Source organism: Geodermatophilus sp. SYSU D00779 (assembly GCF_054050595.1).
In genome coordinates, this window is the sequence record NZ_JBJGZQ010000005.1 from 201,621 (window position 1) to 220,544 (window position 18,924).

Sequence of the window (18,924 nt, forward strand, 5' to 3'; positions counted from 1 at the left end):
GGGACCCGAGCCGCGATCGGGCTGCGTGGGAAGGAACCTCCGGATGGCCGGTCCCCCCGTCATCGAGATCAGGGAACCCGGGCAGCAGCCCCGGCGCGTGGTGCTGACCCGCGCGCTCGAGGTCGGCCGCGAGTCCGAGGGCCTCGCCCTGTCCGACCAGAGCGTCTCCCGCCGCCACCTGCGGCTGGTGCCGAGCCCCGTGGCCCTGTCCCTCGTCGATCTCGACAGCCGCAACGGGACGTTCGTCAACGGCAACCGGGTCACCGGGCGCGTGGTCCTCGAGCACGGGGACGTCGTCCGTCTCGGGGCCACCGAGATCGTGGTGGTCGGCCGGCGCGAGCGCGCCCCGGCGCCCGCGGCCATGGCCACCGTGCTGGCGGGTGCGGGCGAGGCCGTCCCGCCTCCGCCGCCACCGCCCGCCGCCCCGAGCGCTCCCTCGCGGCTGGCGGTGGCGTGGGACCGGGCGCTGGGCAGGACGCCGCGGGCCGGCGAGGCCCTGTTCCCGGTCTACACCGAGATGCGCACCCGGGTCCCGCTCACCGCGTGGCGTGCGGTCCGGGTCGTCAGCGTGCTGGCCTACGTCGCGTTGGTGGTCACGCTGTTCGTCCGGCCCGCGGCCGGGCTGTTCGTCTTCTTCGGGGTGGTCGTCCCGCTGCTGCCGCTGCTGTTCTTCGTGGCGCCGGGGGTGTGGCGCAACAGCTGCCCGCTGGCCGCCGTGAACCAGGCGCCGCGCGTCCTCGGGTTCACCCGCGGGCGGACGGTGCCGCAGTGGTGGCAGCGCCGGGCGTTCATCGTGGCGATGGTCCTGTTCTTCGGCATCGCCGGTGCCCGGCTGGCGGTCTTCAACGGCAGCGGCCCGGCCACCGGCGTGCTGCTCGCGGTGGTCATCTCCGCGGCCTTCCTCGGCGGCTTCCTGTTCAAGGGCAAGAGCGGCTGGTGCAGCCAGATCTGCCCGTTGCTGCCCCTCCAGCGGGTCTACGGCCAGACGCCGTACGTCCGGGTCCCCAACAGCCACTGCCGGCCCTGCGTCGCCTGCACGAAGAACTGCTACGACTTCCAGCCGATCAGCGCCTACCAGGCCGACCTGCACGAGGACGACCCGGCGTGGACCGCGCCGCGGAAGCTGTTCGTCGCGGCGCTGCCCGGGTTCGTGCTCGGCTTCTCGACCCTGGCCGGCGCCGGTGACCAGCCGCTGACGTCGACCTACGGCCAGCTGGCCCTCTACTTCCTCGGCAGCGTCGGGCTGTTCTACGCGGCGGAGGCGCTCCTGCCGATCCGGACGGCGGTCACGATCGCGGTGTGGGCCGCGGCGGCCATCAACCTCTTCTACTGGTTCGCCGGCGTCGTCCTGGCGACCTCGTTCGCGACGATCACCGGCATCCAGGCCCCCTGGTTGCGCTGGCCGATCCAGGCCCTGGTGCTGGTCCTGTCCGTCCTCTGGATCGCCCGCACCGCCGTGAAGGCACGCCAGTACGACGAGGAGGCCGCCGCCGACCAGCGCGCCCAGCTCCCCGTCATCCCCGTCAGCCGGCCGTCGCCGGAGGTCGCCCGGGACCAGGGCCACGCGGACGGCGGCGAGGTGCGGTTCGCCGAGGGCGACGGCCCGGTGCGCGCCGAGGTCGGGACGAGCCTGCTCGAGGTCGCCGAGCGGGCGGGCCTGCCGCTGGAGGCGGGCTGCCGGATGGGGGTGTGCGGCGCGGACCCGGTCGCGGTCCTCGACGGCACGTCCTGCCTGTCGGCGCCCGAGGAGGAGGAGCTCAACACGCTGCGCCGGCTCGGGCTGGCGAAGAACACGCGCATGGCCTGCTCCGCGCGGATCGAGTGCGGACCGGTCACGGTCTCCCTGACCCCCCAGCCCGGGGCGCCCGACGACGGTGCGCTGCCGCGGGAGTTCGACCGCTCGATCGTCAGCGTGGTGGTCCTGGGCAACGGCATCGCGGGCGTCACCGCCGCCGACTTCGTCCGGCGTGGTCACCCCGAGTGCGAGATCCACGTCGTCGGGCAGGAGCCGCACGTCCTCTACAACCGGATGGGGATCTCGCGGCTGGTCTACGGCCGGTCGGCGATGCAGGGCCTCTTCCTGCTGCCCGAGCAGTGGTACGACGAGCACCAGATCACCGCGTGGCTCAACACCGTCGCCACCGACATCGACCTCGGGTCCCACCGGGTGTTCCTCGGTACGGGCGAGGTGCTCCCCTACGACCGCCTGATCCTGGCCATGGGCAGCAGCGGCGTCGCGCCGCCGGTCACCGGGTTCGGCCGCCCCGGCAGCTTCGTCCTGCGGTCGGCGTCGGACGCCCAGCAGGTCCGGGCCTACGCCCAGCAGCACGCGTGCCGGGACGCCGTGGTCTCCGGCGGAGGCCTGCTGGGACTGGAGGCGGCGCACTCGCTGCTCGAGCTGGGACTGCGGGTCACGGTGCTCGAGCGAGGGGCGAGGTTGCTGTCGCGCCAGATCGACCCGCGCTGCAGCGACCTGGTCCTCGCCCACCTCCAGAGCATCGGGGTGCAGGTCCTCCACGGCGCCGAGGCGGTCGCGCTGGCCGGCGAGGAGCGGGTCACCGGGGTCACCCTCCGGGATCGGCGGTCGCTGCGGTGCGACCTGTTCCTCGCCGCGGTCGGCATCCGGCCCAACGTGGACCTGGCGGAGCGTGCGGGCATCCCGGTCGGCAGGGGCGTCCTCGTCGACGACCGGATGCAGACGGGGGTCCCGGGCGTGTACGCCGCCGGCGACGTAGCCGAGCACGGCGGCAGGGTGCTGGGCCTGTGGCCGATCGCGGCCAAGCAGGGCGAGGTCGCCGCGGTGAACGCCCTGGGCGGTCACGAGGTGCTCAGCGCCGAGGTGCCGGCCACCATCCTCAAGGGGGTCGGGCTGGACCTGTTCTCGATCGGCCGGGTGCAACCCGAGCCGGAGGACGAGGTGGTCGTCGTGGAGGACGCCTCGCTCCCGTCGTACCGGCGGCTCGTCGTGTCGCAGCGCAGGGCCGTCGGGGGGATCGTCCTCGGGCACCACCCCGAGGACGTCGTGGCGGTCACCTCGGCGGTCAAGAAGCAGGTGGAGCTCGACGACGCCGTCCTCGCCGACCTGCGGAGCGGGAACTGGCAGGTGCTCAAGGACGTCGGCCGGCGCGCTGCGGTCTCCCCGCCCGCGCGCGCCTGACGCACCGATCCGCCTCCCCGCTGCCCCGGGTGGAGCGGCCGGCGGTCGTCCTCACCCGGGACCCGCGTCCCCGGTCGGCTCGAAGACGAACACCTGCCGGCCGACGCGCAGGCTCCAGCCCGGCAGGAGCGGGGTGGGCTCCCGCCCGATGCGGGTCCACTCCTCGGCGCCGGGCGCGGCGACGTAGGTGCCGCTCACCGACGGGGCGTCGCGCACGTGCACGGAACCGCCGCCGACCGACACGTGGGCGTGCACCCGCGAGATGAGGTTGTCCGGGTCGTGCAGCACGACGGGGGACGCCGACGCGTCCTGCACGGACGGGTCGTTGTGCGGTTCCCGACCCAGGACGTAGTCGCGATCGAGCAGGATCGTGGGTCCACCGCCCTCGGCGACCAGCGCCCCCACGGGCGGCGCCGCGAGCACGGTCGCGGCGGGATCGACCGGTTCGTCCCCCTGCGGTGCGGGGATCGGCTCGGTGCCCCGCCGCCCGGCCTCCGCCCCGGACGGGCGGTCCGACCAGGCCGGGAGGGTGACCTGGTCCGCGGTCGGTGCACCCGGTGCCGGTGTCTCCGGCGTCGGCGTCTCCGGTGCCGGCGTCTGCAGCGTCGACGTCTCCGGCGCCGGCGTCTCCAGCGTCGAGGGTCCAGGCCCCCGGACCCCCGACCGGTCGGGAGCGGGGTCGGGCTCCGCCGGCCGGGCCGCCCCCTCGTCGACCCGTGCGGCAGGCTCCGCGGGGCTCCCGGCGGACGCCGTGAGGACGAACCCCCGTGCGGGCACCACGCCGGAGCGCAGGTCGGACCGCGGGTGCACCTGCACCGACGGGTCGGCCTCGCTGCCGACCGTCACGCGCTCGAGGGGCAGCGGGACGACCTGGTCGACCCAGGTCAGTGCCTGCCGCCCGGAGAGCCGCCGGGTCGCACCGGAGTCGACGACCTCCGCCCACACCGGGCCGCGCAGGAAGACGACGACGCCGTCCTCGACCGGGGCGACGACACCGAACGCCGAGCCGTCGGACGGGGTGCGGCCACCGACCCAGGCGGCCAGCCGCGCGGCGATCGCGCCCCCGGGGTGCTCGGCGTCGGCGGCGGCCTGCACCAGGTCCAGGAGCTCCCCGGTGGCGGCCTCGTCGGCCGCCGCGTCCGGCGCGACGAGGACCACGGCGTCGCCGAACCGCCCGACCAGACCGGTGCCGGGTCCGATGCCGACCCGGGTCGTCCCGTCGCCCATCTGCGCTCCCTGCAGCGCGCCCGGCCGGGGTCCCACCCGGCCCCGCACACCCGATCGGAGGGGAACAGGCTACGACCCGGTGCCGCGGCCGACCAGGACCGCCGGGAGGTGGGTGGCGGATAGACTGCCCGGGCCGATCGTGAGCTCGTTGGCGCCGTCGACCAGAGGCGCACTGAGGAGTCGACGTGGCACATCCGCGAGCCTCCCGCGCGGTGGCCCCGGACACCGGTCCGGCCCTCCTGCCCCGGACCCGCGTCCCGCTCCCCGTCACGACCCCGGCGTGACGGATGGAGATCGAGCGGCAGCTGATCGCCGACGCGCTCCCGGCCTACGACGTCGGGGGCGTGCTCGGGCAGGGCGGTTTCGGGGTGGTCCTGGCCGGTCGCCACCGCCAGCTCGACCGCAGGGTGGCCATCAAGCAGCTGTCCCGGGCCGTGGCGGCCGACGTGGCGGTCCGTCGGCGGTTCGCGGCCGAGGCGCGGGTGCTCGCCTCGCTCGACCACCCGCACGTCGTCCCCGTCTACGACTTCGTCGAGCGGGAGGACCTCTGCCTGCTGGTGATGGAGCTGCTGCCCGGGGGCACGTTGCGGGACCGGTCCACGACCACCGGCTTCACCGCCCCGCACGCCGTCGCGGTCTCCCTGGCCTGTGCCGCCGGGCTCAACGCCGCACACGAGCGCGGGGTGCTGCACCGGGACGTGAAGCCGGAGAACATGCTCTTCGCCGCGAGCGGCGCCATCAAGGTCACCGACTTCGGGATCGCCAAGGTGGTCGGCGGCACGGAGACGCTCCTGACCCGCGCCGGAGAGGTGGTCGGCACCCCGGCCTACATGGCACCCGAGCAGGTGCGCGGGGGGCAACTGTCGCCGGCGACCGACGTGTACGCGCTGGCCACCATGACCTACGAGCTGCTCTCCGGTGTCCTGCCGTTCACCGCCGACGGCAACGCCATGTCGCTGCTGTTCAAGCACGTCCACGAGCCGCCCATCCCGCTCCGTGAGGTGGCCCCCGGGGTGCCCACCCCGGTGGCGGAGGTGGTGATGCACGGGTTGACCACCGACCCGGCGGAGCGCTTCGCCAGCGCCGTGTCGTTCGGGACGGCGCTGGCCGAGGCGGGCACGGAGGCGTGGGGGTGGGGCTGGCTGTCCGCCGACGGGATGCCGGTCGTGTCGGGCGCGGAGCGCATCGTCGCCCCCACCCGGGGCTCGGTCATCCCGTCCGACCGGCCCGCGGGCACCTCCGGTCCTCGGCCACCGGGGGACGGCGGTCCGGCCCCGACGGCCGCGGGACCGCACCGGCCGGGGCGGACCCCGGCCCGAGCCGACCCCGCCGCGCCGGCACGAGGAGCCGCGGAGGCGTCCGGCCGCGGCGTGCCCGCCGACGGTCCCGCCGCGACGCGGACACCACCGCCGTCGTCCGTCCCCGGAGCCGCGGGCGGGGAGACCGTCGCGGCAGCCGGGAGCCCGGCACCGGACGCGGAGGCGTCCGGGCGTCCCCGGCTCCCTAGGAAGCGGTGGGTCGGTGTGGTGATCGCACTGGCCGTGGCCCTGCTGCTGATCGCGGCGGTCCTGCTGGTCCCGAGGCTGTTCACGGTCTACGTCGCCCCGGTGGGAGGCGTGGTCCCGGTGGTGCTCGACCTGCTGGGCAGGGCGACCTGACGCGGGGCCCGGGCGGCCGCCGCACGTCGGTCGGCCAGTTCTCCCCGGAGGTGCCGCGCCGGGTCCGCTGGAGGAGGACCCGGTCCTCCCCGTCCCTCGCGGGCTCGGGGCGGTGCCCCGGACGGGGCCGCTGCGACACGCCGGGCGGACTTGACCCCGGCGTGTGAGCGGGGTCACAGTGGAGGTCGGGCGGGGGCAGCCGGCAACGAGTGGCCTCCCACTGCTGGGAGGACCGACCAACGCGGCCAGACCGTCAGGACCGGCCCCCCGCCCCTCGTCTCGAGCGGCTCCCCGTCACCGGCACGGCCGGCAGCCGCGCGTCGAACGCCCGGCCGACCTCCCGGGCCACCCGGTCCAGGAGCAGCCCGATCGGCGGGCCGCCGGTGACCGGCGCCGCCGGCCGCGACCATGGAGCTGTCGCCGCTGCCGGCGGCGTGTCCCCGCGTGTCGCCTGCCAGAACCCCGTGATCGACTCGAGGAGGAGGTGGGGCAGGGCGGCGGACGCGCGTCGCCGGCGGGTCCGCGGGGCGAGGGCCCGGGAAGAGGACAGCGGCCCCGTCCCGGAGGACGGAGCCGCTGTGCTGTCTCAACCAGACGTGCACCCGAAGGGATTCGAACCCCTAACCTTCTGATCCGTAGTCAGATGCTCTATCCGTTGAGCTACGGGTGCGTGCTCTTCAGTTGTCGTGCGCGGAGGCTCCGGGATTTGAACCCGGGATGGGGATTAACCCAAACCGCATTAGCAGTGCGGCGCCATAGACCGGACTAGGCGAAGCCTCCCGGGGTCCGAGTCCCCCCGGAACCACCGAGGAGAGAGACTACCAGCGCCCGGGGAGGCCGTCCGCCGGGGGTCCCCACCACCCGACGGCGGGCCTCAGGCGGCGACGGGCTCGGACACCCGCTCCCCGGCCGGACGGCGGCCCGGGACCAGCGTCACCAGCACCGCGAGGGCGGCCCCGGCGACGGCGAGCAGCAGGCTGCCACTGACCCCGCTCCGGCTCTCGATCAGCGCACCGCCGAGCGCGGCCCCGACCGCCGAGGCGCCGGTGGCCATCGTCGACAGCCAGGTGAAGGCCTCGGTGGTGGCGTGCGCCGGGGCGATCGCCCCCACCAGCGAGTTCTGCACCGTCAGCGTCGGGGCGATCGCCGTCCCGCCCAGGAACAGCAACGCGCCGAGCACCCACGGGTCGGACGCCGCGGCCAGCGGGGCCAGGCCGATCGTCACGCCGAGCAGCAGCCATCGGTACTGCCGCGGCAGCGAGGCGCTGACCACCCGGGCGCCGAACCACAGCCCGCCGGCCACCGACCCCAGCGACCACAGGGCCAGCAGGACGCCGGACATCCCGGGCGCCCCGGCGGCGTCGGCGAACGCGGGGACCGCGACCTCGAGTGCACCGAAGCCGAGCATCAGCGCCGAGCCGCTGACCAGCACCCTGGGCATGCCGGGGGTGAGCACCGTGGCGAACGGGCTGGCCCGGTGCGCCACCGGCACCGACACCCAGCCGCGCATCGCGCCCGAGGCCGCGATGCCGAGCGCCCCGGCCACGGCCAGCACGCCGGCCACGGCCAGCGCCCACGCCGGGGCGGCCAGCACGGCGAGCGCGGCGACGAGGGTGGGGCCGGCCACGAAGACCAGCTCGGTCGCGGTGGCGTCGAGTGCGTACGCCGTGCCGCGGACCCGCGGGTCGACCCGGGACCACAGCGCGCGCACCGCGCCGGACACCAGCGGCGTCCCGGCGCCCGCGGCGGCCGAGGCGGCGACGATCGCCGCCGTCGGGGCGCCTCCGAGGACGGCGGCCACGAGCAGGGTCAACAGCAGCGGGTACGCCGCGGCCTGGGCCAGCAGCACCGGGCGTGGGCTGCGGCGGTCGGCCAGCCGGCCGAGCACCGGCGCCATCCCGGCCATCGCCAGGCCGTAGGTGGCCGACGCGAGACCGGCGACGGCGTAGGAGCCGGTCTGCTGCTGCACCATGAGCAGCAGCGCGAGCGGGACCATGGCCGACGGGAGACGGCCGGCGAAACCGGCGACGAGCAGCACCGGAGCGGACGGCAGACGCCAGACGGACAGGTACGAACGCACGACGAACTCGCTTCTGGTAGCACGCGGAACGGGAAGAGTAGGGGGTCAAACACCGTTGACCCCCTACACGCTACGGACGACGACGTAGGGGGTCAAGTGCGTTACACCACCTACGGCGTGTCGACGGCACCTCAGCGGTAGGGGATTCCATGGACTACGACACCTACGGGTCCACAGCGGTCGAGCTGGCCATCGACCTGGCCAACGCCGACCGGGACGCCGGGCCGGACTGGGCCACGGCGTTCCTGCGCGCCCACGACGAGTGGTTCTCGCCCGGCAGCGTCCTCGACCTCTCCCCCGACGAGACCGGCCAGGCGGCCACGACCGCCGACCTGGTCCGCGCCGTCGCCGTCGCCCGGTCGGAGGACGAGGTGATGGACCGGCTCAACGCGCTGCTCGCGCTCGCCCACCCGAAGCCCTACGCCACCGACCACGACGGCGCGTTGCACCTGCACTACGCGCGTCCCGACGCGCCACTGCTCGAGCAGCTGACGACGACGGTGGCGATGGGCCTGTCCCAGGTCGTCGTCCAGCACGGCTGGCAGCGGATCGGCGTCTGCTCGGCCGAGGGCTGCGACGACGTCTACGTCGACACCTCGCGCAACGCCAGCCGCCGGTACTGCTCCAACACCTGCGCCAGCCGCTCCACCGTCGCCGCCTACCGGGCCCGCCGCAAGGCCTGAGGGGAGCCGCGCGCGTGCGTGACGTACTGGAACGGCCACCCTCCAGGGGCCCGCGCCGAGCCGGCGAGGCGCGGGGCGGAGGGTGGTCCTTCCACTGGCGTCGCCGCATGCGGGGTGCCCGGCACTGGGACGCGCGCCTGCACTCACTGGTCGGCGGGCTGCCGGACACCCCGGCCGACGTCTGGCTGCGCCGGCTGACCACCGCCGCCGACCACGGCCGCCTGTGGATGGCCGTCGGCACCCTGCTGGCCCTCCGCCGCGGGGCGCTGCGCCGGGGTGCGGTCCGCGGGCTGGCCTCGATGGCCGTCTCCAGCGGGGTGGTCAACTCCGCGCTCAAGCCGGTGTTCGGCCGCCGCCGTCCCGACCTCGGCGCGCACCCGGTGCACCGCCTGCTGCGCGAGGCACTGACCACGCACTCCTTCCCCAGCGGGCACTCCTCGTCGGCCGGGGCGTTCGTCACCGGCGTCGCGCTGGAGTGCCCGGCGGCCGGGGCCGCGCTCGCGCCGCTGGCGGTCGCCGTGGGCTACTCGCGGGTGCACGTCGGCGTGCACTACCCGGGGGACGTCGTCGTCGGCCTGGCCATCGGCGCGGCGGTCGCCGTGGGCGGCCGGCACTGGTGGCCGGTGCGGCCGGCGGCCCCCGCCCGGGTGCGCCCGGCACGCTCCGCCCCGGCGCTGCCCGGCGGCGAGGGCCTGGTCGTCGCGGTGAACCCGCGGTCGGGCCCCGCGGACTACCACCCCGCCGAGGAGGTCCGCCGGCTGCTCCCCCGCGCCGAGGTCCTCGAGCAGACCGCGGGGACGACGATCGCCGGCCTGCTGGAGGGAGCGGCCCGCTCCGGCCGGGCACGGGCGCTCGGCGTGGCCGGCGGCGACGGCAGCGTGGCGGCGGCCGCGGCCGTGGCGGTCGCCCACGGCCTGCCGCTGGCGGTGCTGCCCGCCGGCACGCTCAACCACTTCGCCCGGGACGTCGGCGTGCGCACCCTCGAGGCCGCGGCCGGTGCCGTGGTCTCCGGCCGGGCGGTCGAGGTCGACGTCGCCGAGGTCAACGGGACGCCGTTCCTCAACACCGCCAGCATCGGCAGCTACCCGGAGGTGGTCCGCCGCCGCGACGCGCTGGCCGGGCGGCTGGGCCGGTGGACGGCGATGACGGTGGCCGTCGCGCAGACGCTGCGCCGTGGGACGCCGGTGTCGCTGCTGCTCGACGGGCAGCCGCTGTCGGTGTGGATCCTCTTCGTGGGCAACGGCCGCTACACCCCGCGCGGACTGACCCTCGCCTGGCGGTCGCGGCTGGACGACGGGCTGCTCGACGTCCAGTACCTGCGCGCCGACGTCCCGTTCAGCCGGACCCGCGCCGTCCTCGGCTCCCTCCTGGGCCTGAGCCCTCACGTCCCCGGCTACGCCCAGGGCCGGGCGCGGGAGGTGCGGGTGGTGTCCCGTTCGGGCCCGCAGGCGGTGGCCTACGACGGCGAGACCGGCGGGCCGGCCACCGAGTTCGTCTTCGCCGAGCACGGGACGCTGACGGTCTACTGCTGCCGCGACCGTTGACCCAGCGGAGTGGCGGCGATCTCACTACGGTCCGAGCAGGGGTGTCCCGGCGCGTGCCGGGGCACTGAGCCGACCGAAGTCCCCGAGCCGAAACGAGGTCACCCATGTTGGTCCGCCGGATCGCCCGGCCGTTGCTCGCGTCGTCGTTCGTCTACGGCGGCATCGACACCCTGCGCAACCCGCAGAGCCGGGTGCCGGGTGCCGCGCCGGTCGTCGAGCAGATCACCGCCGCGGCCGACCAGCAGCTGCCGGTCCAGGTGCCCCGCGACGTCGAGCAGTGGGTCAAGATCGATGCCGGCGTCAAGGTCGCCGCCGGCTCGCTGCTGGCGCTGGGCAAGCTGCCCCGCCTGTCGGCGCTGGCCCTCTCGGCCAGCATCGTCCCGACCACGCTGGCCGGGCACCGCTTCTGGGAGCACGACGACCCCAAGGAGCGCTTCGGGCAGACCTCGCACTTCCTCAAGAACCTGGGCCTGCTCGGCGGGCTGCTGATCGCCGCCGTCGACACCGAGGGTAGGCCGTCGGTCGGCTACCGCGCCCGCCGCGCCGCGACCAGGGCCGCCGACAGCACCGAGAAGAGCCTGGAGAGGGCGCAGAAGCGGGCCGCCAGGGCCCAGCGGAAGGCCGAGAGGCAGTACAAGAAGGCCTCCCGCTGAGCGATCCGCTCCCGCCCGCGGCCGCGCTCCGGAGGATCGCCTTCCTCCTGGAGCGCGCCCGCGAGCCCACGCACCGCGTCTCGGCCTTCCGCACCGCCGCGGCCGTCGTCGACGCCCTCGGGCCCGAGGAGCTCGACCGGCGGATCCGGACCAGGACGCTGACCGACCTGCGCGGCATCGGGCCCAAGACGGGTGCGGCGATCGTGCAGGCGCACGCCGGCGAGGTGCCCGAGTACCTGGCCCGCCTCGAGGAGGCCCACGGCGAGCTGCTGCCGCTGGCCGACGACGTCGCCGAGTTCCGCGCGCTGCTGCGCGGCGACCTGCACGTGCACTCGGACTGGTCCGACGGCGGCAGCCCGATCCGCGAGATGGCCGAGGCCGCGATCGGCCTGGGCCACGAGTACGTGGCGCTGACCGACCACTCGCCGCGGCTGACCGTCGCCAACGGGCTGTCCCCCGAGCGGCTGGAGCGTCAGCTCGACGTCGTCGCCGCGCTCAACGAGGAGCTCGCCCCCTTCCGGATCCTCACCGGCATCGAGTGCGACATCAACGTCGACGGCAGCCTCGACCAGACCGACGAGCTGCTCGGGCGGCTGGACGTCGTCGTCGCCAGCGTGCACTCCGACCTGCGCGCGGACTCCGCGGCGATGACCGAGCGGATGCTGACCGCGGTCGCGAACCCGCACACCGACGTCCTCGGGCACTGCACCGGCCGGCTGCTGGTCCCCCGCGAGCAGCGGGAGGGACGACGCCAGCGGCCGCGGCCGGAGAGCGCCTTCGACGCCGAGGCGGTGTTCGCCGCCTGCGTCCAGCACGGCACCGCGGTGGAGATCAACTCCCGGCCCGAGCGGCTGGACCCGCCGCTGCGGCTGCTCACCCTCGCCGTCGACCTCGGCTGCGAGTTCGCCGTCGACACCGACGCGCACGCCCCCGGCCAGCTCGACTGGCAGGGCAACGGCTGCGAGCGGGCGGTCGAGTGCGGCGTCCCGGCCGAGCGGGTGGTGAACACCCGCACCGCCGACGAGCTCCTCGCCTGGACCGCCGGCTGAGCGAGGTCGTTCACGGGTCGACCGCCCGGTCGGGGCCCACCCCCCGCTGCCCGACCCGTGCGCGGTACTCCCGGACCAGGACCTGCAGCTCGGTGAGCGCCTCCCCCGGAGCGGCATCGTCGGCCAGCGCCGCGGTGCCGCGGAGGACGTGTCCCCTCGGGTGCGGACTCGGCGACCGCGGAACCGGCCCCGCGACGGCCGGAGCGGGCCGCCCGCCGAGAACCGGCGCGGGGCGCGGCTCGGCGACCGGCGCGGGGCGCGGCTGTGGCACGGGGGCGGGAGCCGGCACCGGGGCCGTCCGACGGCGCAGCACGAGCCGGGGACGGCGGCCGCCGCCCAGGTCCTCGAGCCAGCCCAGCAGCACCACCGCCGCGAGCAGCAGCACCCAGCTCGCAGCGTACTGCAGCAGGGCACCCTGGGTCGTGGCGGTGTGGAACCGGGCCAGGGGCGTGAGCGCCAGCGCGGGCGGGGTGAGCACGATGACGACGTCCACCCACAGCAACGCCGTCAGCGTGCGGCCGTGGAACAGCGACAGCACCGGTCGCAGGCCGCGGGCCCGCTCCAGCCACCGCAGCCACGGGTCGAGCCGGAGCAGCACCAGCACGCCGCCCAGGGAGAACAGCGTGGTGGCGAGCGGGTTCGCCGCCAGCGCATAGGTGCCGTACAGGTCCTGCTGCCACAGCGCGAGACCGATCCCGGCGGCGACGCACAGCCCCCCGCCGAGGAGCGCGACGTCCGCCGGCACCTGTCGCAGCCGGCCGTCGTGGTGGGCGAAGCCGAGCAGCCAGCACCCGGTGTAGGCGCAGAGACCGAGGACGACGTCGGCGGTGTGCCCGACCGGGTTCGCGATCCCGATGGCGACCAGGACCACGGTCAGCAGCGGCAGCGTCATGAGCCGCAGCAGCCAGCGGCGGGAGAGCCACAGCAGCGGCGGGGTCAGCAGCAACAGCCACAGGGCGACCTGCACGAACCCCAGGGCCCCGACCAGGCCGGAACCCCCCGTGGGCACCGGCGGGTCGACGAGGGGCAGCAGCCACCGCCACGCGGTGCTCCAGGTCAGGGGCTCCGAGCCGGCGTCCGGGTCCCACCGCCAGCCCTCGACGACCATGACCGTGACCGCCGTGGCGGCGAACGCCCAGAACGGGACGAGCAGCGCCGGACCGGCACACCGCAGGTGGGCACGGGTGGAGCCGACCGCGTCCAGCCGCGCTGCGGCGGCGGCGCCACCGGCGGCGAACAGGACGCCGAGGGCGGGGAAGGCCACCGACAGCCACGGTCTGGGGAAGGTCTCGGCCGTGAGGACCCACCCCAGCGCGACGAACACGAGCAGCTTGACGTAGGTGCTCTCCCGACGCCTCACGACTACCTCTCCCCCCGCGTTGCCTCTGCCACGGACGTCCAGACGTGCGGGTCCTCCCCGCCGAGTTGCCAGATGGCGATCCCGCGCAGCCCCGACGCGACGGCGACGTCCCGCTTGGCGGCGAGCGAGCGCGCGTCCTCGAACCACACGGTGTGCTGCTGACCCGCGTCGGCGTAGCCGAAGGTCCAGGCGTCGGCCGCCGGGTCCCATCGGGGTTCGGCACCCACCCGCTCGGCGAGCGCGACGGCGTCGGTGGCCTGCAGGGTGCTGCCCCGGTCCGCGACCCAGTCGTAGCCGTAGGTGGCCACGCCGAGCATCAGCTTGTGCCGCGGGACGCGTTCGACGGCGTAGGCGACGACGTCCTCCACCCAGTCGGTCGGCGCGACCGGGCCGGGCGGGCTGCCGCTCCAGGAGTGGTCGTAGGTCATGACCCGCACCTGGTCGGCGATCTGCCCGATCAGCTGGTAGCTGTACGCGAGGGCGCCGGGCGTCTCCTCCGCGTCCCGGGCCGGGACCGCCACGGTCAGCAGCAGGTCGTGCGCGTGCAGGTCGTCGCGCAGCGCTGCGAGGAACTGCGTGAACGACCGCCCGGCGGTCGGCGGCAGGGCCTCGTAGTCGACGTCGACGCCGTCCCAGCCGTTGGCCAGCGCCACGTCGACCAGGGCGCGCCGGTGGTCGGCCGCAGCCACCGGGTCGGCGAGCACCCGGGCGACCGCCTCCCCCTGCCACTGCCCGTCGGCGAAGTTCTGCACGGCCGGGATGACCACGACGCCGTCGCCGGCGGCGGCCAGCCGGTCGACCACCTCGGCCGGCGGCGGGGTGAGGGCGAGCGTCCCGTCGGGCCGCACGGTGGCCCAGGTCGGGCTCACCTCGGTCAGGCCGCCCGCGTCCAGTGCCGAGTCGAGCGAGGCCGGTGCCCGCTGGTCCCAGACCGGTAGCCACGCCGCGGCCACGAGCCGCTCCGGCCGGTCCGGCGTCCCGGGCCGGAGGACGGTGACGGCGGCCACCGCGACCAGGACGGCGACGACCGCGAGCAGCAGCGCCCGCCGCCGTCTCACGGCCGCGCCCCCACCGGCTGCGCGGGCGCCGCGACCACGGGCTCGTCCACGTGCGCCGTGCGGGCCAGCTTGTTCCAGCCGAGCCGCACCCCCCGCAGCGCCGTCCCCAGCGACGCGTAGAGCAGGTAGGCCCGCAGCGGCTCGTAGATGAACCGGTACAGCGGCACGATCAGCAGGTGCGCCGGTCGCTCCCGGAGCAGGACGACCGCGACCACGGCCGAGACGCCGTACACCAGCGCGAAGAGGCCGAAGTAGCCGAGGACCGGCAGGGGTCCCTGCTCGGCGAGCATCTGCACGAGGACGACGGCGACCAGCGGGGTGAACACCATCGGTGTCACCACCGCGAGCACCGCCATCGGCATGACCAGCATCCCGAGCCAGCCGTGGCGTGGGCGCAGCAGCATGTTCCGGTGCCGCCAGACGGCCTGCAGCGTGCCGTACATCCAGCGCACCCGCTGACGCAGCAGCGCGTCCACGGTCTCCGGGGCCTCGGTGAGGGCGACCGCCTCGTCGGCCTGCTCCACCCGCCAGCCGTACTGGTGGAGCATCAGGGTCAGGTCGCAGTCCTCGGCCAGGGTGGCGTCGCTGTACCCGCCGACCTCCAGGACGGCGGCGGTGCGCCAGGCGGCGCAGGCCCCGGGGATGACCATCACCGCGTTCACCAGCGCGGCGGCGGAGCGGTCGACGCCGATCTGGGTGACGTACTCGAGCGCCTGCCACCGGGTGACGAGGTTGCGGGCGTGGTTGCCGACCTTGACCACACCGGCCACGGCCCCGACGTCCGGCCGGTGGAAGCGGGCCACGAGGGCCCCCACCGCGCCCGGCGTGAGCAGCGTGTCGGCGTCGATGGTGACGACGAAGGGCTGGTCGGCGGCGGCGAAGCCCTGGTTGAGGGCCGACCACTTGCCGCCGTTGGGCTGCCGGATCAGCCGGACCCGGGCGTCGTGACGGGCCACCTCGAGGACCCGGTCGGCCGTCGCGTCGGTGCTGCCGTCGTCGACGACGATCACCTGCTCGACCGGGTAGTCCGAGGCGAGGACGGTCTCCAGGGTCCGGCCGATCACCAGCTCCTCGTTGTAGGCCGCGATCAGCACCGCGACCGGCGGTCGCGCCGACGTCGTCCGTCGGCGGACCAGATGGGCCCGCAGCAGCGCGAGCGCGGTGTTGAGCAGACCGAAGCCGAGCATCGTGGCGACGGCCACGACGAAGAGGACCGCCAGCAGCTGGTCCGGCCAGACGAACAGCGCCGTGACCAGGTGGGTGGCCAGGTGGTCCCAGGCCGTCGCCTCGACCGCGCCGGTGCGCGCCCGCAGGTCGGCCGACACCTGCGGCATGGAGTGGAACGTGTACCCGGCGGCCCGGGCCTGGCCGATCAGCCGTTCGACGTAGGCCAGGGTGAGGGAGCGGTCGGTCCCACCCGCGTCGTGCAGCAGGACGGTGATGTCGTCCTGCTCGCCGAGCGGCGGCAGGGGGATCTCGCCGGTCCGCTCCCCGGAGGCGTAGGCCCAGTCGTGCGGGTCGAAGTCGTGCGAGACCACGGCATAGCCCAGTCGCTGGGCCCGCAGGATGCCCGGCACGTCGTCTCGCATGGACTCCTCGTCCTCGCCCTCGTAGGGCAGGCGGAAGTAGGACGCGTACCGACCGGTCTGCGCCCGCATGATGCGGTCGGCCAGGGCGATCTCGACCTGCTCGCGGAGCGCCGTCGAGGTGTTGACGTCGATGTGGGTCAGCGAGTGGTTGCCGAGGGCGTGCCCCTCCCGCACGATCCGCCGCATGATCTCCGGGTGGCGGACCATCTGGTCGCCGGTGACGAAGAAGGTCGCCTGGACCCCGTGCTCGCTGAGCAGGTCCAGCAGGCGCGGGGTGTACACCGGGTGCGGGCCGTCGTCGAAGGTCAGCGAGACCGTCCGCCGGGCGGTCGTGTCGTAGCCGTAGCGCTGGAGCGCGTAGCCCGCCTGCCCGGCCTTCGCGGCGTCCTCGGGCGAGAGTCGGGTGACGACCTGGCCGTCGAACGGGTCCTGCCCGTAGGTCTGCCCGCCGGCCCGGAGCAGCCGGACGACGCGGACGAGCGGGCCCCCGCCGACCACCCTCGGCTCACCGACCTCGAGCACCGTGGGTCCGTCCGGGACGGGCGCCCCGGCGAGGGCAGGCGCGGCGACGACGTTCGGCACCACGACGGCGGCCGCCCCGCCGAGGACGACGAGGAGGGTCAGGAGGACGGCGCGCAGGCGTCGCCAGCGCCGTCCGGAGGGGTTGGCGAAGACGGGGGTCGAGGTGTGTCCGGGCAGGGGCAGACGTCCTGAGGATGAGTGACGACCCATGGCGAGAGTCCCTCGTGTGCGACGGGCAGACAGGTGGGGGCGGACCCGGTACAGGCGGCCCGGGCGCGCCGGGAGAGCCGGCTGGGCCGTGCGTCAGCCGGGGTGGCCGGGCGTACCGGCGGTGGCGACGGAGCCGCCGGCGCTCACGAGGACGGCGGGACCCGCGGGCGGCATCGCCCACGACGGGGCCAGGTCCGCGACGACCGACCCGCAGGGACCGTGCGTCCCGGAGCGGGTGGAGGACGGGCAGGTGTGACCGATCCCGCCTGGCCCGCTCGGGGCCGCCGGCGTCGGGGTGACCGGCGGGACCGGCGACTGCGGAGCGGGGTGCGTGGGCCCGGCCGGGACGTCGTCGGCGCTGCGGATCGCGGCCGGGGCCGGCTCCGACGTCCCACCGTCGACCGGCGCCGGCTCGGCGGCCCCGGATCCAGCTGGGATGCGACCCGGGTACGGCGGGACGGGGCGCTCCGGACGGTGCCGGGACCGCTGGGACGTCTGCGCCGACAGGCTCCGGGGGCGCAGGCTCCTGGGGGGCGTTCGCGGCGGGTCCGGCGCCCTCGTCGCCGCCGGTGTCTCCCGTGGGCGCAGCAGCCACCTGCCGGAGACGCACGGGGCGACCAGCGGCACGCGCCGCAGCCACGAGTCCCGGAACCGCGGGACGCCCGGAGTGCACGGGCCGAAGCCCGTCACCGCACGCATGACACACCCGTTCTCTGCACGTCGCTCCCCCCATGGCCGCAGCCGCCTGAGCGGTGGTGCGGTCAGCGACGGGCACCGGGTCCCGTCAGCACGTGGAGAGCAAGATCCCGTTCGGGCGCGCAGGGGACAACCGCCTCTCGCCCGATCCGCACCGGCCCTGGGCGTGTGTGACGCACCGTGACCACACACACGCGGAACCGCGTCAGGTCGTCCGACCGCGGGTCACCCGGCGGCCTCGACCGGACCGAGGAGCTGCCCGGGCGGCCGGACGTCGTCGTCGCGAGCATGCACTCCGACCTGCGCGCGATGCCGAGGCGGTGTTCGCCGCCTGCGTCGAGCACGGCACCGCGGTCGAGATCGACTCCCGGCGCGCGATCCGACCCGGCGCTAGCCGGTCAGCACCGCCTGCGCACGCCAGCCCGCCCACGCCGAGGCCACCATCTCCTCGACCCCGTGGACCGCCGTCCAGCCCAGCTCCCGCCGGATGAGCTCGGCCGAGGCCACCACCCGCGCCGGGTCGCCGGCGCGCCGCGGGGCGACCACGGGCTCGGACCACGGCTGGTCCGCGGTGCCGGTGACCCGCCGGATGGTCTCGACCACCTCCCGCACCGAGACCCCGTCGCCGCGGCCGACGTTCGCCGTCAGCGCCTCGATGCGCCCCTCGGTCAGCGCGGCCGCGGCCGCGACGTGCGCCGAGGCGACGTCGGCGACGTGCACGAAGTCGCGGATGCAGGTGCCGTCGGGGGTGTCGTAGTCGTCGCCGAACACCTGCGGCGGCCGCTGGGCGCTCAGCTGCCGGAACACCAGCGGCACGAGGTTGGCCGTGCCGCGGTCGGCCAGCGCCGGGTCGGCGGCGCCGGCGACGTTGAAGTAGCGCAGGGCGACGTAGCGCAGCCCGGTGGCCGGGGCGACGTCGGCCAGCATCTGCTCGCCGATCAGCTTGGTCCGCCCGTAGGGGTTCACCGGCAGGCACGCGGTGCCCTCGTCGACCAGGTCGACGTCCGGGGCGCCGTAGACCGCGGCGCTGGAGGAGAAGACGAACCGCGTCACGCCCGCGCCCGTGACCGCCTCGAGCAGGGCGCGCAGCCCCTCGACGTTGTCCCGGTAGTACCGCAGCGGCTGCCGGACCGACTCCTCCACCTGCTTCTTCGCCGCGAGGTGCACCACGCCGCGCACCCCGTGCTCGCGCACCGTGCGGACCACGGCCTCGCCGTCAGCGACGTCGGCCGGCACGAGGGGGACGGCGCCGACGCGTTCCCGGACGCCCGAGGAGAGGTCGTCGAGCACGACGACGTCCTCGCCCGCCGCGCGCATGGCCGCGACGACGTGCGACCCGATGTAGCCGGCTCCGCCGGTGACCAGCCACGTCATGCAGACCCCGGCCTCTCGCTCGTCCTCGGGCGGGCGCAGCCCGGCGTCCCACCCTAGGGCGACG

The 18,924-nt window shown here is 75.6% G+C and carries 12 protein-coding genes and 2 tRNA genes; 6 read left to right on the forward strand and 8 right to left on the reverse strand.

Annotation, left to right across the window (positions count from 1 at the left end; translation table 11 throughout):
* Nucleotides 1-43: 43 nt before the first annotated feature.
* Entirely contained in the window at nucleotides 44-3,157 is a 3,114-nt protein-coding gene (locus tag ACI79G_RS05860; protein WP_456880200.1) for an FAD-dependent oxidoreductase, read from the forward strand.
* A 51-nt stretch (nucleotides 3,158-3,208) separates the two neighbouring features.
* Here ACI79G_RS05860 and ACI79G_RS05865 read toward each other — a convergent pair whose 3' ends face one another.
* Nucleotides 3,209-4,384 (reverse strand): FHA domain-containing protein, encoded by a 1,176-nt coding sequence (locus ACI79G_RS05865; RefSeq protein ID WP_456880201.1) that lies wholly within the window; start codon nucleotides 4,382-4,384, stop codon nucleotides 3,209-3,211.
* A gap of 287 nt (nucleotides 4,385-4,671) precedes the next feature.
* On the opposite strand from ACI79G_RS05865, the gene ACI79G_RS05870 reads away from it, so the two are divergent.
* The gene (locus ACI79G_RS05870) at nucleotides 4,672-6,042 is read left to right on the forward strand and encodes a serine/threonine-protein kinase (RefSeq protein WP_456880202.1); all 1,371 of its coding nucleotides are present in this window, start codon (nucleotides 4,672-4,674) and stop codon (nucleotides 6,040-6,042) included.
* Between the two features lie 597 nt (nucleotides 6,043-6,639).
* On the opposite strand, the gene ACI79G_RS05875 is transcribed toward ACI79G_RS05870, so the two are convergent.
* The 3 genes from ACI79G_RS05875 to ACI79G_RS05885 form a co-directional block, all read right to left on the reverse strand.
* Nucleotides 6,640-6,712 (reverse strand) — tRNA-Arg (locus ACI79G_RS05875).
* 21 nt (nucleotides 6,713-6,733) lie between these two features.
* Nucleotides 6,734-6,822: transfer RNA gene (locus ACI79G_RS05880), tRNA-Ser, on the reverse strand.
* Between the two features lie 94 nt (nucleotides 6,823-6,916).
* Complete coding sequence (locus ACI79G_RS05885; RefSeq protein WP_456880203.1) at nucleotides 6,917-8,122, reverse strand: MFS transporter; 1,206 nt, start codon at nucleotides 8,120-8,122, stop codon at nucleotides 6,917-6,919.
* A 149-nt stretch (nucleotides 8,123-8,271) separates the two neighbouring features.
* On the opposite strand from ACI79G_RS05885, the gene ACI79G_RS05890 reads away from it, so the two are divergent.
* The 4 genes from ACI79G_RS05890 (at nucleotide 8,272) to ACI79G_RS05905 (ending at nucleotide 12,051) form a co-directional block, all read left to right on the forward strand.
* Nucleotides 8,272-8,805, forward strand: coding sequence for a CGNR zinc finger domain-containing protein (locus tag ACI79G_RS05890; RefSeq protein WP_456880204.1), 534 nt, complete (start codon nucleotides 8,272-8,274; stop codon nucleotides 8,803-8,805).
* Between the two features lie 107 nt (nucleotides 8,806-8,912).
* Nucleotides 8,913-10,349 carry a phosphatase PAP2 family protein gene (locus tag ACI79G_RS05895; RefSeq protein WP_456880205.1) on the forward strand — a complete coding sequence of 479 codons (1,437 nt, stop codon included), beginning with the start codon at nucleotides 8,913-8,915 and terminating at the stop codon, nucleotides 10,347-10,349.
* Between the two features lie 104 nt (nucleotides 10,350-10,453).
* Nucleotides 10,454-11,002, forward strand: a complete 549-nt coding sequence (locus tag ACI79G_RS05900) for a DoxX family protein (RefSeq protein ID WP_456880206.1) — start codon at nucleotides 10,454-10,456, stop codon at nucleotides 11,000-11,002.
* Nucleotides 10,999-12,051, forward strand: coding sequence for a PHP domain-containing protein (locus ACI79G_RS05905; RefSeq protein WP_456880219.1), 1,053 nt, complete (start codon nucleotides 10,999-11,001; stop codon nucleotides 12,049-12,051). The genes ACI79G_RS05900 and ACI79G_RS05905 overlap by 4 nt, the downstream gene beginning before the upstream one ends.
* Nucleotides 12,052-12,061: 10 nt before the next feature.
* On the opposite strand, the gene ACI79G_RS05910 is transcribed toward ACI79G_RS05905, so the two are convergent.
* The 4 genes from ACI79G_RS05910 to galE form a co-directional block, all read right to left on the reverse strand.
* Nucleotides 12,062-13,411, reverse strand: a complete 1,350-nt coding sequence (locus ACI79G_RS05910; protein WP_456880207.1) for a hypothetical protein — start codon at nucleotides 13,409-13,411, stop codon at nucleotides 12,062-12,064.
* Between the two features lie 2 nt (nucleotides 13,412-13,413).
* Complete coding sequence (locus ACI79G_RS05915; protein WP_456880208.1) at nucleotides 13,414-14,469, reverse strand: glycosyl hydrolase family 18 protein; 1,056 nt, start codon at nucleotides 14,467-14,469, stop codon at nucleotides 13,414-13,416.
* On the reverse strand, nucleotides 14,466-16,790 hold the full coding sequence (locus ACI79G_RS05920) for a bifunctional polysaccharide deacetylase/glycosyltransferase family 2 protein (protein WP_456880209.1): 2,325 nt from the start codon (nucleotides 16,788-16,790) through the stop codon (nucleotides 14,466-14,468). Before ACI79G_RS05920 ends, ACI79G_RS05915 begins: the two co-directional genes overlap by 4 nt.
* A gap of 1,086 nt (nucleotides 16,791-17,876) precedes the next feature.
* A complete protein-coding gene (galE, locus tag ACI79G_RS05925) occupies nucleotides 17,877-18,860 on the reverse strand; it encodes a UDP-glucose 4-epimerase GalE (RefSeq protein ID WP_456880210.1) in 984 nt (327 codons plus the stop codon).
* Nucleotides 18,861-18,924: the final 64 nt, after the last annotated feature.